This window comes from Amycolatopsis sp. NBRC 101858 (assembly GCF_030269325.1).
Lineage (GTDB): Bacteria > Actinomycetota > Actinomycetes > Mycobacteriales > Pseudonocardiaceae > Amycolatopsis > Amycolatopsis ponsaeliensis.
In genome coordinates this window covers 1,958,719-1,974,386 of record NZ_BSTD01000002.1, presented here as the reverse complement: position 1 = coordinate 1,974,386, position 15,668 = coordinate 1,958,719, and the positions used below count along the sequence as shown (strand labels likewise).

The 15,668-nt window shown below is 73.2% G+C and carries 17 protein-coding genes; 11 read left to right on the top strand and 6 right to left on the bottom strand.

Annotation, left to right across the window (positions count from 1 at the left end):
* Nucleotides 1-67 precede the first annotated feature (67 nt).
* The 7 genes from QSK39_RS22140 to QSK39_RS22110 are packed head-to-tail and all read left to right on the top strand — an operon-like array spanning nucleotide 68 to nucleotide 7,653.
* On the top strand, nucleotides 68-1,063 hold the full coding sequence (locus QSK39_RS22140; protein WP_285479673.1) for an amidohydrolase family protein: 996 nt from the start codon (nucleotides 68-70) through the stop codon (nucleotides 1,061-1,063).
* A complete protein-coding gene (locus tag QSK39_RS22135; protein ID WP_285479672.1) occupies nucleotides 1,060-1,836 on the top strand; it encodes an alpha/beta fold hydrolase in 777 nt (258 codons plus the stop codon). Before QSK39_RS22140 ends, QSK39_RS22135 begins: the two co-directional genes overlap by 4 nt.
* The gene (locus QSK39_RS22130) at nucleotides 1,833-2,702 is read left to right on the top strand and encodes an FAD binding domain-containing protein (RefSeq protein ID WP_285479671.1); all 870 of its coding nucleotides are present in this window, start codon (nucleotides 1,833-1,835) and stop codon (nucleotides 2,700-2,702) included. The genes QSK39_RS22135 and QSK39_RS22130 overlap by 4 nt, the downstream gene beginning before the upstream one ends.
* Complete coding sequence (locus QSK39_RS22125; protein WP_285479670.1) at nucleotides 2,695-3,177, top strand: (2Fe-2S)-binding protein; 483 nt, start codon at nucleotides 2,695-2,697, stop codon at nucleotides 3,175-3,177. Before QSK39_RS22130 ends, QSK39_RS22125 begins: the two co-directional genes overlap by 8 nt.
* A complete protein-coding gene (locus QSK39_RS22120) occupies nucleotides 3,170-5,509 on the top strand; it encodes a xanthine dehydrogenase family protein molybdopterin-binding subunit (protein WP_285479669.1) in 2,340 nt (779 codons plus the stop codon). The genes QSK39_RS22125 and QSK39_RS22120 overlap by 8 nt, the downstream gene beginning before the upstream one ends.
* A complete protein-coding gene (locus QSK39_RS22115; RefSeq protein WP_285479668.1) occupies nucleotides 5,509-6,294 on the top strand; it encodes an SRPBCC family protein in 786 nt (261 codons plus the stop codon). Before QSK39_RS22120 ends, QSK39_RS22115 begins: the two co-directional genes overlap by 1 nt.
* A gap of 21 nt (nucleotides 6,295-6,315) precedes the next feature.
* Nucleotides 6,316-7,653, top strand: coding sequence for a solute carrier family 23 protein (locus QSK39_RS22110; protein WP_285479667.1), 1,338 nt, complete (start codon nucleotides 6,316-6,318; stop codon nucleotides 7,651-7,653).
* A gap of 128 nt (nucleotides 7,654-7,781) precedes the next feature.
* Here QSK39_RS22110 and QSK39_RS22105 read toward each other — a convergent pair whose 3' ends face one another.
* A complete protein-coding gene (locus QSK39_RS22105; RefSeq protein ID WP_285479666.1) occupies nucleotides 7,782-8,735 on the bottom strand; it encodes a cation diffusion facilitator family transporter in 954 nt (317 codons plus the stop codon).
* Nucleotides 8,736-8,789: 54 nt separating this feature from the next.
* On the opposite strand from QSK39_RS22105, the gene QSK39_RS22100 reads away from it, so the two are divergent.
* Entirely contained in the window at nucleotides 8,790-9,149 is a 360-nt protein-coding gene (locus QSK39_RS22100) for an ArsR/SmtB family transcription factor (RefSeq protein WP_284742718.1), read from the top strand.
* 1 nt (nucleotide 9,150) lies between these two features.
* Here the strand turns inward: QSK39_RS22100 and QSK39_RS22095 are convergent, their stop codons facing one another.
* The 3 genes from QSK39_RS22095 to QSK39_RS22085 are packed head-to-tail and all read right to left on the bottom strand — an operon-like array spanning nucleotide 9,151 to nucleotide 12,253.
* Complete coding sequence (locus QSK39_RS22095) at nucleotides 9,151-10,170, bottom strand: SEFIR domain-containing protein (protein WP_285479665.1); 1,020 nt, start codon at nucleotides 10,168-10,170, stop codon at nucleotides 9,151-9,153.
* 12 nt (nucleotides 10,171-10,182) lie between these two features.
* Nucleotides 10,183-10,986: a MerR family transcriptional regulator gene (locus QSK39_RS22090; RefSeq protein WP_285479664.1), complete on the bottom strand. Its 804-nt coding sequence runs from the start codon at nucleotides 10,984-10,986 to the stop codon at nucleotides 10,183-10,185.
* A 7-nt stretch (nucleotides 10,987-10,993) separates the two neighbouring features.
* Nucleotides 10,994-12,253, bottom strand: coding sequence for an amidase family protein (locus tag QSK39_RS22085; RefSeq protein ID WP_285479663.1), 1,260 nt, complete (start codon nucleotides 12,251-12,253; stop codon nucleotides 10,994-10,996).
* Between the two features lie 161 nt (nucleotides 12,254-12,414).
* On the opposite strand from QSK39_RS22085, the gene QSK39_RS22080 reads away from it, so the two are divergent.
* Complete coding sequence (locus tag QSK39_RS22080) at nucleotides 12,415-12,636, top strand: hypothetical protein (RefSeq protein WP_285479662.1); 222 nt, start codon at nucleotides 12,415-12,417, stop codon at nucleotides 12,634-12,636.
* 52 nt (nucleotides 12,637-12,688) lie between these two features.
* Nucleotides 12,689-13,135 carry a nitroreductase/quinone reductase family protein gene (locus QSK39_RS22075; protein WP_285479661.1) on the top strand — a complete coding sequence of 149 codons (447 nt, stop codon included), beginning with the start codon at nucleotides 12,689-12,691 and terminating at the stop codon, nucleotides 13,133-13,135.
* Nucleotides 13,136-13,298: 163 nt separating this feature from the next.
* Here QSK39_RS22075 and QSK39_RS22070 read toward each other — a convergent pair whose 3' ends face one another.
* Both QSK39_RS22070 and QSK39_RS22065 read right to left on the bottom strand, forming a co-directional pair.
* Nucleotides 13,299-13,928 (bottom strand): maleylpyruvate isomerase family mycothiol-dependent enzyme, encoded by a 630-nt coding sequence (locus QSK39_RS22070; protein WP_285479660.1) that lies wholly within the window; start codon nucleotides 13,926-13,928, stop codon nucleotides 13,299-13,301.
* 68 nt (nucleotides 13,929-13,996) lie between these two features.
* Nucleotides 13,997-14,797, bottom strand: a complete 801-nt coding sequence (locus tag QSK39_RS22065) for an ANTAR domain-containing protein (RefSeq protein WP_285479659.1) — start codon at nucleotides 14,795-14,797, stop codon at nucleotides 13,997-13,999.
* Between the two features lie 106 nt (nucleotides 14,798-14,903).
* Here QSK39_RS22065 and QSK39_RS22060 point away from each other — a divergent pair, with 106 nt between their 5' ends.
* Nucleotides 14,904-15,512, top strand: a complete 609-nt coding sequence (locus QSK39_RS22060) for an HSP18 transcriptional regulator (protein WP_285479658.1) — start codon at nucleotides 14,904-14,906, stop codon at nucleotides 15,510-15,512.
* The last annotated feature ends 156 nt before the right edge of the window (nucleotides 15,513-15,668 follow it).

The window sequence follows — 15,668 nt, the reverse complement described above, 5'->3', positions numbered from 1 at the left end:
CAGGAAAGCGCGCTGGTGACCCGCGGGGCCCCGGCCTAGCGTCGAGGCACCAACCCGACCGGTGGAGGTGAGTCGGACGGAAGTCCTCGACACGCACGCGCACATCGTGCCGCCCGCGCTGCTGACCGCGCTGGAGCAGGCCCCCGTCGCGGGGTTCTCGGCGCGGCGCACCGAGGCGGGCTGGGTGGTGGCGGTACCCGGGACCGGCGAGACCCGGCCCATCGGCGCGCGGATGACCGAGCCCGGGCCGCGCGCGGGGTGGCAGCAGCAGGCCGGCGTCACGCGGCAGATCCTCTCGCCGTGGCTGGACATCCAGTCGGCCCCGCTGAACCCGGCCCGCGCCCGGGACTGGGCGCGCACGGTCAACGACGCGATGGCCGAGTCGGCGGCCGGTACCGTCGCGCTCGCGTCGGTAGCCGCCGAAGGCGACCAGGCCGCCGAGGACCTCCTCGAAGCGTGGAAACGGCCGGAGTTCGCGGGGCTGATCCTCAACACCGACCCGCCCGCCGGCCCGGCCCCGCACGAAGCATCGTTCGATCCACTGTGGACGGTAGCCGCGGCCGAAGGGATCCCGGTCGTGCTGCACCCGCCGACGTGCGGGCCGTCCGGCGACCTCGCTTCGCTGGGCACGATGGGCAACGTCCACGGCCGCCTTATCGACAACACCGTCGCGGTCACCAAGCTCATCCTCGCCGGGGTGCTCGACCGCCACCCCGACCTGCGGCTGGTCCTGGTCCACGGCGGCGGTTTCCTGCCGTACCAGGCCCACCGGCTCGACGGCGGCTACCGCACCAAGGAAGCCTTCGCGGGAGAACTCGGCCGTGAGAAGCCGTCCGCCTACCTCGGCGACTTCCACTACGACACGGTCGCGCTGTCCGGTCCGTCGATCGCGTTCCTGGCCGGGCTCGTCGGTGTCGACAAGGTGCTGCTGGGCAGCGACTACCCGTTCGCGCTCGGCGACCCCGAACCGGTCCGGACCGTCCGCGAAAGCGGCCTCGACGCCGCGGCGGTCGAAGCGATCCTGCACACCAACGCCGACTCGCTCTTCCGGAGGCCCGCATGAGCAAGCCCCTGGCCGTGCGCCGCCGCGGCGCGGGCGAGCCGCTGGTCCTGCTGCACCCGCTGGCCCTCTCGGGCGACCTGTGGACGCCGCTCGCCGAAGCCCTCTCCGACGAGTTCCAGGTCTTCGCGCTCGACCTGCGCGGCCACGGCGACAGCGCGTGGGACGGCAAGCCGTTCACCATCGAGGACCTCGCCGACGACGTCGCCCGGACCCTCGACACGCTCGACCTGCCCGCGGCGAGCCTGCTCGGCCTGTCGATGGGCGGCAGCGTCGCGGTGAACTTCGCCGGCCGTCATCCCGGGCGCGTCCGCTCGCTCGTCCTGGCCGACACCACGGCCTGGTACGGCGAAGACGCCGTCACGACCTGGGCCGAGCGCGCGCAGAAGGCCGTCGCCGTGCCGCGGGCGAAGCAGGTGACCTTCCAGCTGGACCGCTGGTTCTCCCCGGAGTTCCTCGACCGGCACCCGGACGAGGCCGACCGCGTGGTCAAGATCTTCCTGCGCACCAACAGCGAGGCCCACGCCGCCGCGTCGATCGCCATGGGGGCCATGGACTCGCGGCCGCTGCTGCCGTCGGTCACGGCGCCGACCCTGGTGCTGGCGGGGCGGCACGACTACGCCACCCCGCCGTCGATGGCCCGCACGCTCGCCGAGGGCATCGACGGCGCCGAGCTCGAAATCCTGCCCGGCCTGCGGCACCTGTCGCTGATCGAACGCCCGTTGCTCGCCGGCCGCGTCCGGCAGCACCTGCGCCGCGTCACGGAGACCCGATGAAACCCGCCCGCTTCACCTACCACGCGCCGCGCGAGCTCGACGAAGCCCTCGAGCTGCTGCGCGACCTCGGCGACGACGCCAAGGTCCTGGCCGGCGGCCAGAGCCTGATGCCGATGCTGAACTTCCGCCTCGCCCACGTCGAGCACCTCGTCGACATCAACCGCATCGGTGCGCGGTGGGCGTCACCGACGTTCGGGGAGGACACGATCACGATCCCGGCCCTGGTGCGCCAGCGGCAGCTCGAACGCTCGGCCGAGGCCGCGCGGCTGCTGCCGGTGCTCACCGAAGCCCTGCACCAGGTCGCCCACCCGCAGATCCGCAACCGCGGCACCATCTGCGGCAGCCTCGCCCACGCCGACCCGGCCGCCGAGCTGCCGAGCGTGCTCACCGCGCTGGGTGCGACGTTCACCCTGGCCTCGGCCCGGGGCATCCGGACCGTGCCGGCGGCGGACTTCTTCCTGTTCCACCTCACCACCGCACTCGAACCGGACGAGCTGCTGCTGGAGGTGAGCGTCGGCCGGCCCGGCGCGAACCAGTACTCCGCGTTCCGGGAGTTCGCCACGCGGCGCGGCGACTTCGCGCTGGCCGGGGTCGCCGTGGTGTGCGAAGTGGACGACGGCGTCGTCACGGCGTGCCGGATCGCGGCCGCCGGGGTGGCGCCGACCCCGCAGCGGCTGACCGACACCGAACAGCTCGTGCTCGGGCAGCCCCTCGGACCCGACCTGGGCGCGGCCGCCGAGGCCACCGCCCGCGCCCAGGTCGATCCCACCGGCGACATCCACGCGAGCGCCGAGTACCGCGCCCGGCTCACCGGTGTGCTGGTCAAGCGCGCGCTCGCCGACATCACGGAGAAAGCCCATGCCTGAGCTCACCCATCCGGTCCGGGGCACGGTCAACGGCGAGCCCTTCGACGAAACCGTCGACCCGCGGATGACCCTGGCCGACTTCCTGCGCGAGAAGCTGCGGCTCACCGGCACGCACCTCGGCTGCGAGCACGGCGTCTGCGGCGCGTGCACGGTGATCGTCGACGGCGCCGCGACCCGCGCGTGCCTGATGCTCGCCGTGCAGGCGGACGGCGCGGCCGTCGAGACCGTCGAAGGCCTGGCCACCGACGGCGAGCTGGCGCCGCTGCAGCAGGCGTTCAAGCGCAACCACGCCCTGCAGTGCGGGTTCTGCACGCCGGGGTTCCTGATGAGCGTCACGGCCGCGCTGCGCGAGGACACCGTCCGCGACGCGGCTCAGGCACGTGAGGTGCTCAGCGGGAACCTCTGCCGCTGCACCGGCTACACCGGGCTCGTCCAGTCCGTTTTGGACGTCGCGAAAGGACACTCCGATGCCTGACGCGATGATCGGCCGGCGGCTGCCGCGCCGGGAGGACCAGCGGCTGCTCACCGGCCAAGGCCGGTACCTCGACGACCTCGACCTGCCCGACGCCCTCGCGGCGGCGTTCCTGCGCTCGCCGCACGCGCACGCGCGGATCACGGCGTTCGACGCTTCCGAGGCCCTCGCGCTGCCCGGCGTCGTCGCGGTGTTCTCCGGCGCGGACCTGATGGAGATCCAGAAACCCCTGGCGCCCAAGGTGCTCCACCCGCAGCTGCGCGACTACCCGCGGCTGCCGATGCCGCCGGAGGAACTGCACTACGTCGGCGAACCGCTCGCCGTCGTCATCGCGGAGTCCCGGTACCTCGCCGAGGACGCGCTGGAACTGATCGACGTCGACTACGAGGTGCTGCCCGCCGTCGGCTCCACCGCGGCGGCGCTGCGCCCCGGGGGCCCGCTCGCCCACACCGGCGACGAGTCCAATGTGGCCGTGCTGCTCACCCAGAGCGCCGGCAACGCCACGGAAGCGCTGAGCACCGCGCCGCACACGCTGAGCGAAGAGTTCTACCAGATGCGCGGCGGCGGTCACTCGATGGAATCGCGGGCGGTGGCCGCGCGCTTCGAGCCGGCGACCGGGCAGCTGACCATCTGGGACACCACGCAGTCGCCGCACTACGCGCGCCAGCAGCTGTCGATGATCTACGAGATGGCCGAGGACGACCTGCGCGTGATCGCCCCGCCGGACGTCGGCGGCGGCTTCGGCCCCAAAGCCCAGTTCTACGGCGAGGAAGTCGTGATCCCGTGGGTGGCCAAGAAGCTGCGCCGCGCGGTGAAGTGGGTCGAGGACCGGCAGGAGAACTTCGTCTCGGCGATGATGGAACGCTCGCAGACGCACCGGATCGACGTCGGCTTCGACGGCGACGGGCGGCTCCTGGCCGTCAAGGACGTCATCGAGCACGACCAGGGCGCGTATTGTGCCGGGCTGCAGGTGCCGTCGATCACGACGTCGACGGTGCCGGGCCCGTACAAGGTGCCGAACATCGACATCGAGCTGCGGGCCTGTTACACCAACATGGTCCCGACGTCGTCGGTGCGGGGCGCGGGCCGGCCGCAGGCGGTGTTCGTGATGGAACGCATGATGGACCGGATCGCGGCGCACCTCGGCCTCGATCCCGCGGAAGTGCGGCGGCGCAACCTCATCCAGGCCGACGAGTTCCCGTACCGGGTCGGCATCATGTTCCGCGACGGCAGCCCGCTGACCTACGACAGCGGGAACTTCCCGGCGCTGCTGGAAGGTGCGCTCGAACGGATCGGCTACGCGGACGCGCGCCGGGAACAAGCTCGCCTGCGGGAAGAAGGCCGCTATGTCGGCATCGGGCTCGCGGTGTACGTCGAGGGCTGCGGCCTCGGCCCGTACGAAGGCGCGAAGATCCGCGTCACCAACCGCGGCCGGATCCTCGTGACGCTCGCCGCGGCCGGGCAGGGCCAGGGCTACGAGACGATCTACGCCCAGATCGCGGCGGACGGTCTCGGCCTGGACATGGCGTACATCGAGGTCACCACCGGCGACACCGCCCGGATCCCGTTCGGCCAGGGCACGTTCGCTTCGCGCATCACGGCCACCTGCGGGCCCGCGGTGTTCGACGCGGCGAAGCAGATGCGGGCCCGGCTGCTCGACACGGCGGCGGTGCTGCTCGGCTGCGACGCGTCCGAAGTGGACTTCGACGGCGACCACGCCTGCCTCGGCGGCGACCGCGAGAAGTCCGTTTCCCTGCAGCAACTCGCCCAGGTGGCGAACATCGGCAAGCACGGCATCACGCTGCCGCGCGGGATCACCGCCGGGCTCGAGACGGCCAGCTACTTCTCGCCGGAACGCGCCGCGTACGCCAGCGGCGCGCACGCCGCGCTGGTCGAGGTCGATCCGGAGACCGGCGAGATCAGCATCCTCAAGTACGTCATCGGCCACGACTGCGGGACGGTGATCAACCCGCTGCTCGTCGACGGCCAGGTGCTCGGCGGGTTCGCCCACGGCCTCGGCAACGCGATGTACGAGGAAGCCGTCTACGACGAGGAAGCCACCCCGCAGGCCACCAGCTACCTCGACTACGCGCTGGTGTCGTCGGCCGAGGTGCCGCCGGTCGAGCTGTTCCACATCGAATCGCCCAGCCCGCTCAACCCGCTCGGCGCCAAGGGCGCGGGCGAGGGCGGCACGGTCCCGCCGCCGGCCGCGATCGCCAACGCCGTCGAGGACGCGCTGCGCCCGCTCGGCGCCCGCGTGACCCGCGCGCCGGTCACCCCCGCCCGCATCGTCGACGCCCTGCTCGCCGCTGCTGCCGAAGGAAAGGCCTCCTGATGCTCATCGAGAACTCCTTCGAGGTCGCCGCCGACCCGGACGAGGTGTACCGCTTCCTGCAGGACGCCCACAACGTCGCCGCGTGCTTCCCGGGTGCGGAACTGGTCGAGGACCTCGGCGAGGATTCCTACCGCGGCAAGGTGAAGATCAAGGTAGGACCGGTGACGGCGGCCTACCAGGGCGTGGCGAAGGTGGTGGAGCGCGACGCGCTCGCGCGCACGGCGGTACTGCTCGCCGACGGCAAGGACACCCGCGGTTCCGGCACGGCCAAGGCCCGCGCGACGATGCGCGTGACGCCCGCGGGCGAAGGGGCGAACGTCGTGCTGGCCACGGACTTGACGATCTCGGGCAAACTGGCCCAGTTCGGCCGCGGCATCATGGCCGACGTCTCGGGCCGGATGGTGGGCGAGCTGGCTGCGCGGGTACGGGAGCGGATCGAGCAGGGCGAACCCGCTGCCGCAGATGCCGCCGCCGGAGGGCCCGCCGCCGCCCGAACTGCCCCTGCCGCAGAGCCCGCGGCCGCCCGACCTGCGCCTGCCGCGAATGCCGCCGCCGCAGAGCTGTCGGCCGCCCGAGCCGCTTCTGCCGCGGGTGCCGGTGCCGCTGCCGCCGAGCCGTCGGCCGCCCGACCCGCGCCTGCCGCGGCCACCCCCGTCGCGCCCCCGGTGAGCAAGCCGCGGGCCGACGTCCCGCCGATGAAGGCGTCCGAGCTGATCCGCGTCGTGCTCGCCGGGATGCTCGAACGCTGGGCCGCCCGGCTGCGCGCTCCCCGTCCCGTCCGCTGACCCGCCCACCCAGGAGCTCCCGTGGCCACTCGCATCACCGTCGACGCGCCGGCCGAGCCCGTGCCCGTCTTCGACGTCGGCATCGACGACAAGGTCCGCGTCGGCAGCGCGGTCGGGCTCGGGATCCAGAACATCCTCGGCATGGCGGGCCTGCTGATCTTCCCCGCGCTGATCGGCACGGCGTTCAAGCTGTCCGCCGCCGACACCGCCTACCTCTACGGCGTCACGTTCATGACGTCCGGGCTGGTGGTGATCCTGCAGTCGGTCTTCCTGCTGCGGCTGCCGATCATCCAGGGCCCGTACGCGGGCTCGCTGGCCGCACTGCTGGCCGTCGGGCACGGGCGCGGCGGGCTCGGCGCCGCGTTCGGGTCGATGGTCGTCGCCGGATTGATCTGGTGCGTCATCGCGATCCCGCTCAAGCGGTTCGGCCCGATCACCCTCCTGGCCAAGTTCGTGCGCGACCCGATCATCTCCGGCGTCCTCGTGCTCATCCTCGCGACCCAGCTGACGAGCACGGCGCTGCCGAACTGGCTGGGCACGCCGGCGAGCCCGGGTTTCCCGTGGGTGAACCTCCTCGCCGGCGGTGTCGCGGCGGCGCTCGTCATCGCGCTGACGTTGCTGCGCCGCGGAAAGCTGCTGCGCCGCGGCGCGGTGCTGGTCGCCGTGGTCGTGGGCACGCTCGTCTACGCGCTGCTGGCGCCGACGAACTTCGGTGCGGTGGGGGAGAACCTCGGCGTCACGGTGCCGCGGATCTTCCCGTTCGGCTTCGAGGTGCACGGCGACCTCGTGCTGATCTTCTTCATCACGCTGCTGCCGGCGATCGCCGAGAGCATCGCGACCTACGACATCGTGGCCGACTGGGGCGGCCAGGAGCTGTCCGCTCACCGCGTCGCCCAAGGCGTGTTCGGCGAGGTCCTGGGCAGCACGGTCGGTGCGGTGTTCGGCGGACTGTCCACGTTGGCCTACCCGGACAACATCGGCCTGCTGCGCGTGACGAAGGTCGGCTCGCGGTACGTCACCCTGGCCACCGGCGTGATCCTGCTGGTGCTGGGCGGCCTCGGCCCGTTCGACCGGCTGCTGCAGGCGGTCCCGCTGCCGGTGCTGGCCGCGGCGGGCACGGTGCTGTTCGGCGTGCTGTTCGCCGGCGCGATCGACGTCCTGTCGGGCGTGCACTGGTCCCGCGACAACCTGATGCTGGCCGGCTTCCCGTTCATCACGGCGATCGGCGGCCTGTTCGTCCCGGCGCCGACGCTGAAGGCGATGCCCGCCCTCGTCCAGCTGATCCTCGCGCAGCCACTGATCCTCGGCACGGTGCTGCTGGTGGTGCTGAAGCTGGTGTTCGGGCTGCGGCGGCGCTGAACCGGCCGCCCGTCCCACGCGTGCCCTTCCCGGGGTGGTGGATGACGCGGTTCGGCGACGCGCTGGCACTGGTGGTCTTCGCCCGCACGAATCACGCGTGATGCCTCCCCGGTCACGCGTGATGCCCTTCAGTGGTGGTGGCCGACTGCCTCGTGCGCCCGTTCCGCGCCCACCTCCGGTTCGGTGTGGACCACCACGGCGGCCAATCGCGGGATCGTGTGCACCAGCCGGTGCTCCACGGTGTGCGCGAGCGCGTGGGCTTCGCCGACCGTCAGGTCCGCCGCGACGGTCACCGCCAGCTCGGCCCGCAGCTGGTGCCCGACCCAGCGCATCCGCAGGTCACGCGCGCCGAGCACGCCCTCGACGTCCAGGGCCGTCCGCTCGGCCAGCTCCACCGACGCCGGGTCGACGGCGTCCAGCAGCCGACGGAACACCTCCTTCGCCGCGTCGCGCAGCACGAACACGATCGCGACCGTGATGCCGAGCCCGACGATCGGGTCCGCCGCGGGGAAGCCGAAAAGCACCCCGGCCGCGCCCGCGACGACGGCCAGCGACGTGAAGCCGTCGGTCCGGGCGTGCACCCCGTCGGCGACCAGCGCGGCCGAGCCGATCTCCCGGCCGACCTTGATCCGGTACCGCGCGACGAGCTCGTTGCCGGCGAAGCCGATCACGCCCGCGGCCGCGACGATCCACGGGTGGCCGACCGGCCGCGGATCCAGCAGCCGCAGGACCGACTCGTACCCGACGAGCACCGCGGAAGCGGCGACGACCAGCACCACGACCACACCGGCCAGGTCTTCCGCGCGGCCGAGGCCGTAGGTGTAGCGGCGCGTCGCCGCGCGCCGGCCCAGCACGAACGCGATGCCGAGCGGGACGGCGGTGAGCGCGTCGGCGAAGTTGTGGATCGTGTCGCCGAGCAGCGCGACCGAGCCGGTGACGAGCACGAGCACCAGCTGCGCGACGGCGGTCACGAGCAGCGCGGCGAACGACCACGTCAGCGTGCGCAGGCCGCGCCGGCTGGTTTCGAGGGCGTGGTCGACACGCCCGGCGCTGTCGTGGCTGTGCCCGTGTCCGTGTCCCATGCGGTGAGTCTATCTGCGCATGCACGCAGATACGCAAGTAGTAAGGTTCGCGGCATGCACGCGTCGTCGCCGGAGTTCGACATGCCCACCGACGAGCAGGTCCACCTGGCCGCGGAGTCGTTCCGCCTGCTCGCCGACCCGACCCGCATCAAGGTGCTGTGGGCGCTGCTGCAAGGCGAGTCGTCGGTGGCGTGCCTGGCGGAGCTGGCGGGCGCGGCCCCGACGGCGGTGAGCCAGCACCTGGCGAAGCTCAGGCTGGCCGGTCTGGTGAAGGGCCGCCGCGAAGGGACGTTCGTCTACTACTCGGCGGCCGACAACCACGTGCGCGGCCTGCTGGCCCAGGCGCTGCACCACGCGGACCACCTGGACCGCGACCTCCCGGCCGAGCACGCCCACCACCCGCGGACGCAGTAGTTCAACGCTCCAGCGGGGCCTCGAGCCGCGCGACGAGCTCTTCGGCGATTTCGCCGGCCGCGCGATCCAGTTCTTCGGGCGCGAAGGATTCCTCGGGGCCGATCCTGATGCGCCCGGGACTGGTCAGGCTGAAGGTCTTGTGGTGAGTCGACGGCTCGGCGATCCCGGTCGTCGCGGTGACCGGATCCAACCCGATCCCGGGAGCGAGACGGCCGGGCGTCGGAAGGCCGATGGCCAGCAGGGTGCGCAGCCGGGCCGAGACCTGCCGTGCCAGGTCTTCCCAGTCGAAGACCGCGCCGGGCAACGGAAACCAGCACGTCCGCTGGCCATCGCGCACCACGGCGAGCCCGCATTCCCCGCCTTGCTCGTCGGGCGAAAACGCCCACGCCGCGTCCGCTGACGATCCGGCGCTCAAGGACTGCGAGAAGAGCCCCTCGGACGTTCCCAGCGTCGCCAGTTCCTCACACGCCCGCGCGAGCTCGGGCACGCCGTAGCGGGCCGCAGGGCCGGCGGGAACGAGATGCACCTCGACGAGCGGGCTCGGCGGCCGGTAGTCCTGCGGGAGCAGCTCGGATCGCCAGGAAACCGCCCAGGACCGCCGGGTCAGGTGGCGGAGCAGGTGGTCGACTCCGTCCACCGTCAGAGCGGAGACCAGGAAGTGGTCGGCGTGGTGCCCCCGCAGGAACGCGGGGAGGTCGCCGATCTTCCGGCCGGGCAGGATCACGGGGAGCAGCTTCCCGGTCCAGTCCCGCCGATCGTCCTCGAGCAGGTCGCGCAGCGCCGAAGCTTCGGTTCCCTCGCCCGCCCGCCGATGGCCTTCCGAAGCCACCACGAGCACGAAGTCGGCTTCGCCGATGTTCTTCAGCGCCCAGGCATACCGGTCTTGGCCGGTGCCCTGGTCGAGTTCGACGTCGATCCCGCCTTCCCGCAGCAGGGCCGCGAACTCCCGGACCTCGGCGCAGTGCTGCTCGGTGTCCCGGACGTAGGCGAGGAAGGCACGGGGCTGGGCGGGCGTCGTCATCGGGGGATTCTCTCAGCCGATCGGCTCCTGCAGTTCCGTCACCCAGCCCGCCGGATCCTCCGGGCAGTCCAGGTACAGCTCCCGCTGCGACCCGGCCGAGGTGAACCCGTGGTCGTCGATCCACCGGACCACCGCCTGCCAGCTCGGCAGCACGCCGTCGATCGCGCCGCGGTGGACGAGCGTCGCCGCGCGGACCGGGGCGAGGTCCGCCACCGCCAAGCCGTTGAGGTCGCCCGGGCCGACCGACGCCGGAACCGCCGCGTGCACGACGACCTCGTCCTCCGCGCGCTGCTCGTAGTAGCAGGTCAGCCGCCCGGCCGGGGTGACGTCCGCCGCGGGGAGGCGGCGGCCCAGCTCCGCGCACAGCGGGCGCACGACCGGGCCGATCGCCTCCGGCGCGAACCCCGCCGCCACGCCCGTCAGCTCCACCACCCGCATCGCCGGCAGTTCCTTCACGACGACGTCGGGTGCGTGCCCTTCTTCCTCGATCGTCCGCAGCCGGGCCTCGACCTGCGCGAGCCGCGCCGCGCCTTCCGCCAGCGCGGCTTCCAGCTCCGCCCGGCGCAGGGTGAGCATGCCGCGCACCCGCTCGGCCGAGACGTCTTCGGCCAGCAGCGTCGCCACCTGCTCGAGGGTGAACCCGAGGTCCTTCAGCGCGACGATCCGGTTGAGGCGCGCCAGCTGGCTCGCGGTGTAGCTGCGGTAACCGGTCGCGGCGTCGACGCGCGCCGGCCGCAGCAGCCCGAGCGCGTCGTAGTGGCGCAGCATCCGGACCGACACCCGGCCGTGGCGCGCGAAGTCGCCGATCGAGAACACGGCCCGATCATTCCGCAGGCGGGACGAACCCGCCGAGGACGTCCGCGGCGAGCTCCGCGAACGTGATCGCGGTGTCGTCTTCGCGCGCGGGCCCGAGCACCTGCAGCCCGGCCGGCAGCGTGCCGCCGATCGGCGCGCTCACCGCAGGCAGTCCGGGCAGCGACGCCTGCGCGACCCAGAACACCTGGTCGTCGTAGCGGTGCCGGTCGTCGTGCGGGAACGCCGTCGTGAACACGGTCGGGCAGAGGAAGACGTCGACGTCCGCGAAGTACCGGGCCCACGCCGCCCCCAGCGCCGCCCGCTGCCGCTCCTGCTCGGCCGCGCCGTCCGGTTCGCGGCCCTCCATCGCGGCGAAGAACCACTCGACCTGGAAGCCGAACGCCTCCGCTTGGACGACCGGATCGACGCCGTCCGGCCAGCCTTCGGTCATCCGCACACCGGCCCGGGCGAGCGCGTCGACGGCGTCCGACAGGACCTTGCCGACCTCGTCGGTGACCGGGCAGCCCGGATCGTCGAGGACGACGCCGACGCGGAAGTCCGCGAGCCGCGATCGCCGTGGAGGCGTTCCCGGCCCGGCGGTGACGTTCAGCGCGAGCCGAAGGTCGGCGGCCGAGCGGGCCAGGGGACCGACGGTCGAAGGGAACTCCCGCACCGGATCGGCGGGCGGCCCGGGTGGCTGGAAACCGCGCAGCGGGACGGTTCCCGGCGTCGGCTTGAGGCCGTAGACGCCGCAGTACGCCGCCGGGATCCGGATCGAGCCGGCCAGGTCGGAGCCGTACTCCAAAAAGGACAGTCCGGCCGCGAGCGCGGCCGCCGCGCCGCCACTCGAACCGCCCGGTGTCCGGGAGCGGTCGCGCGGGTTCACCGTCCGCCCGTAGACCGGGTTCTCGGTCCGGCCGAAGTCGGCGAGCAGGTGGTGGACGTTCGACTTGCCGACGACGATCGCGCCGGCCGCCTGCAAGCGTTCGACGACCACGGCGTCCTCGTCGGCGACGCTGTCCGCGAAAGCCGGCTCGCCCCAGGTCGTGGCCATCCCGGCGACGGCGAAGGCGTCCTTGATCGTCATCGGGACGCCGTGCAGCGGACCGCCGGTCGTCGCGTCCGCTTTCGAGGCGGCTTCGAGCGCGAACTCGCGGCGGGTCGCGACCACGGCGTTGACGTCGGAGGCGTCGATGCGGGCGAAGATCTGTTCGGTCAGCTCACGGGCCGAGAGCGTGCCCCGGCGGAGGTCGGCGGCCACCTCGGTGGCGGTGCGGAAGAACGTCATGGGTCCGGAATAACGGCTGACACGGTGTCAGGGTCAACCGTCGAGGCCGGCCGCGCCGGGAGCTCCGCATCCCGCCGCCGTGTTTCCGTCTCGCAGGGCGGTGGTAACCACCGGTGATCGTCGTCCGAGTCGCGGGCGGCGCGAAGGCGGAGGGAAAACCGATGCCGACCGCAGTTCGCCTGACCGCACCGCCGGCCCCGCCCGAGCCGATCCCGCCCGATCCCGTCGCGCCGGACCCGTCCCTGCCGGGCCCGGATCCGTCGCTGCCCGGCCGGGACCCGGCCTCGCCGAGCCCGGATCCGGGGTGGCCGGCCCCGGAACCCGGCACGCCCGTGCCGGACCCGCTGCCGCCGGCGTCGGAGCCCGGCCCGGAACGCCACTGAGTACGAGCCACAGATCATATGAAACTCATATGATCTCGTGTACGGTCGTGGCATGACAACAGCGCAGAACTACCGGCGGATGGTCAACGCCGGGAACAAGATCGTCGTGGGGCTCCAGCGCCTGGGTGTCGCGTTCGGCCCGATGCAGCTGCTCACGGTCCCGGGACGCCGCACGGGGGTGCCCCGGACGTTCCCGATCGCGGTGATCCCGATCGACGGGGACCGCTACATCTTCCAGGCCTACCCGAAGGCGGCCTGGGTGGCGAACGCCCGCGCGGCGGAATCGGTGACGCTGACGCGCGGCCGTCGCACGAAGGCGGCTCGGCTGACGGAGGTCCCGGTGGAGGAGCGGCGCCCGCTCCTGCGCGAGCTGGTGGCGAGCAGTCCGGCCAGCGTGGGAAAGCGGCTGGTGACGACGGGGCTCGCGGAGGAGGCAACCCCGGAAGGTGCGGCCGCGGCGGCGGAGCGTATTGCGGTGTTCCGCATCGACCCGGCCTGAGCTGACCGGTCGGCGCGATCGAGTACGGACTCAGGTTGCCCGGCGGTGGGGGCGGGCAGCTCCAGGTCGGCAGCGGGAGCGCGCGGCGACCTGGCCGGGGCGGCCGGTTCCAGGCCGGTGGCCGAAGGGTGCGTGGCCGGCCGGCGCAAGCCCGCGGCCGAACTCAAGCCGTCCGGCACCGGGCCGCGAGCTGCTCCACCCCGGCGCCGGACAGCCGCTCCAGCGCCGCCTCGCGGCCGGTCATCGCCATCACCAACGCGAGCAACGGCCCCGCCACCTCCGGCCCGCTCCCGGCCGACCACTCCGCGTCGCTCGCCCGGAGCGTGAGCCCCGCGGCCCGGTTCTTCGCGCCGATCAGCAGGTTGGACCGGCGGTAGAACCCGGCCACCCGGATCAGCGTCGCGGCCGGGAACGCGCGGTCGAGCCCGAGCGGCCACCGGATGTCCGTGCCGTGCACCACGACCTCGCCGAGCCACGAATCCGCCGGCCCCGGTGGCCCGGTGGTGTCGTTCGCGTGCGCGCGCAGCCGGGCGAGCGTCGCCGCGGGGCCGTCGGCGGTCTCGCGGGCGATGTTCCTCGTCGTCATCGTGGTGAACCGGAACCCGGAGCCGGCCAGCCGCGCGAAGAACGTGACCGGGTTCAGCGTCGCGGTCGAGACGACGTGGCCGAGTACTTCGTGGACTGTCCACTCGCGACACAGGGACGGCGTCGACCAGGTGTGCACGTCCGCGAGATCGTCGGCCAGCGCGACGCGCTCCCGGTGGATCTCGGGCCAGGGGCCGGCGTCCGGCATCGGGCCTCCTCGGGCCGTCCGGGATCGGCGATCCCGGTGCACGCAGGTCGCCCGCGGCGCCCGGAGCGTTACACGCCGGTCAGCTCGGCGTCGCCCTCGAACGCCCGCAGCACCTGCTCGGCGGCGGCCCGGGCGGCGGGACCCGGACGGATCGTGCGATCGCCGCCGGGCTGCGGTGCCGGGGCGCCGGCCAGCAGCTCCACCAGCGCCACGGCGAGCTCGCGCACCTTGACGTTGAACTGCTGGCTCGCCCGCCTGAGCGTCTCCCAGGCCTCGTCGGGGTCGCAGCGGCGCAGGGCGATGACGATGCCCTTCTCCTCCTCCAGCGCCGCCCGCGACTGCAGGAGGTCGAGCATCTGCTCGGCCCGGTCCGGCCGGGCCGCTTCGGCGACGACCAGCGCCATCGCGGTGAGCCTTTCGTTGCGCCGCAACACCGTCAGCGTCTCGTCGGTGGCGGGCCGGTCGAGCGTCACCGACAGCACCAGGCTGTCCTCGACGTCCCAGGGGGCGGGCAGCGCCGCGGCGCCGCGGACGCGGGACCAGTCCGCCGCCAGCTCGGGGTGGCGTTCGATCAGGCCGCTCAGGGTGAGCGACGGCCAGCGTTCGTCGGCGAAGACGTCGGCGGTGACGACCGCCTCGCCCGTCCGGCCGGCGGTCGGGACCGGGCCGCCGAGCCCGTCCAGCTGGGCCGGGACGAAGGTGGCCGCGAGCCCGTGGGCGGCGGCCAAGTGCAGCGGATGTCCGTTGTGGTGCACGGAAACCGCCGCGCCGACGGTGCCCGGCACGTCGGCGGCGATCCGCGCCAGGAGTTCCTCGAGCAGTGCGGTCACGGGCCCGCGCTCATCCGTCATGGGTCTCTCGGTGCTCACGCGATTCTCCTCGACGTCATCTCGACGGCTCTGGCGTTACCACGCGTTCTTGTTCTAGCATGTCATCAGAACGATGACAAGAATCAGGTCGTCGAAAGGATGACGGATGGACGCAAGTGATCCCGCCGACGCGCTGCGCCGGATCCACGAGGCGGTCACGGCCGCCCGCACCGGCTCGGCGGACCAGGACCGGCTGCTGTCCGCGCTGGCCGGCCTGCGCTTGCTGCGCGAGGAGCTCGCCGGATGGGAGCCGGAGCTGATCACCGCCGCGCGCGCGGCCGGTGCCAGCTGGGTGGCGCTGGCACCGGCGCTGGGCGTGGCGAGCCGCCAGGCCGCGGAACGCCGCTACCTGCGGCTGCAGCCGTCGAACTCGGGGGAGACGACGGGCGAGGCCCGGGTCGACGCGGAGCGCGACCGCCGGGCGGGCGACCGGGCGGTCGCCGACTGGGCGCGCCGCAACTCGGTGATCCTGCGCCAGCTGGCCGGCCGGGTGAGCGCACTGGACGGCCTCGGCCCGGCGGCCCAGGAGAGCGCGGACCGCCTGGGGGCCGCCCTGGGCGACGACGACCCGGCGACGCTGTTGCCGCCGCTGGCCGCGGCTCAGCCCCACCTGACCGACGATCACGCGGGGCTGGCGGAGCAGCTGGGGGAGATCTCGGACGAGACGGACCGCCTCCGCCGCGACGCAGCGGGCAACCGGCGCACCAAGGACTGAGACTCCGGTTCGGCGACGAGGCTCGCGGACGAGGTCGACGACGCTCGCGAGGTCGGCGCCGCTTGCCGACGAGGTCGACACCGCTCGCCGATGAGGTCGGCGCCGCTTGCCGACGAGGTCGACACCGCTCGCCGATGAGGCCGACGACGTTCGCCG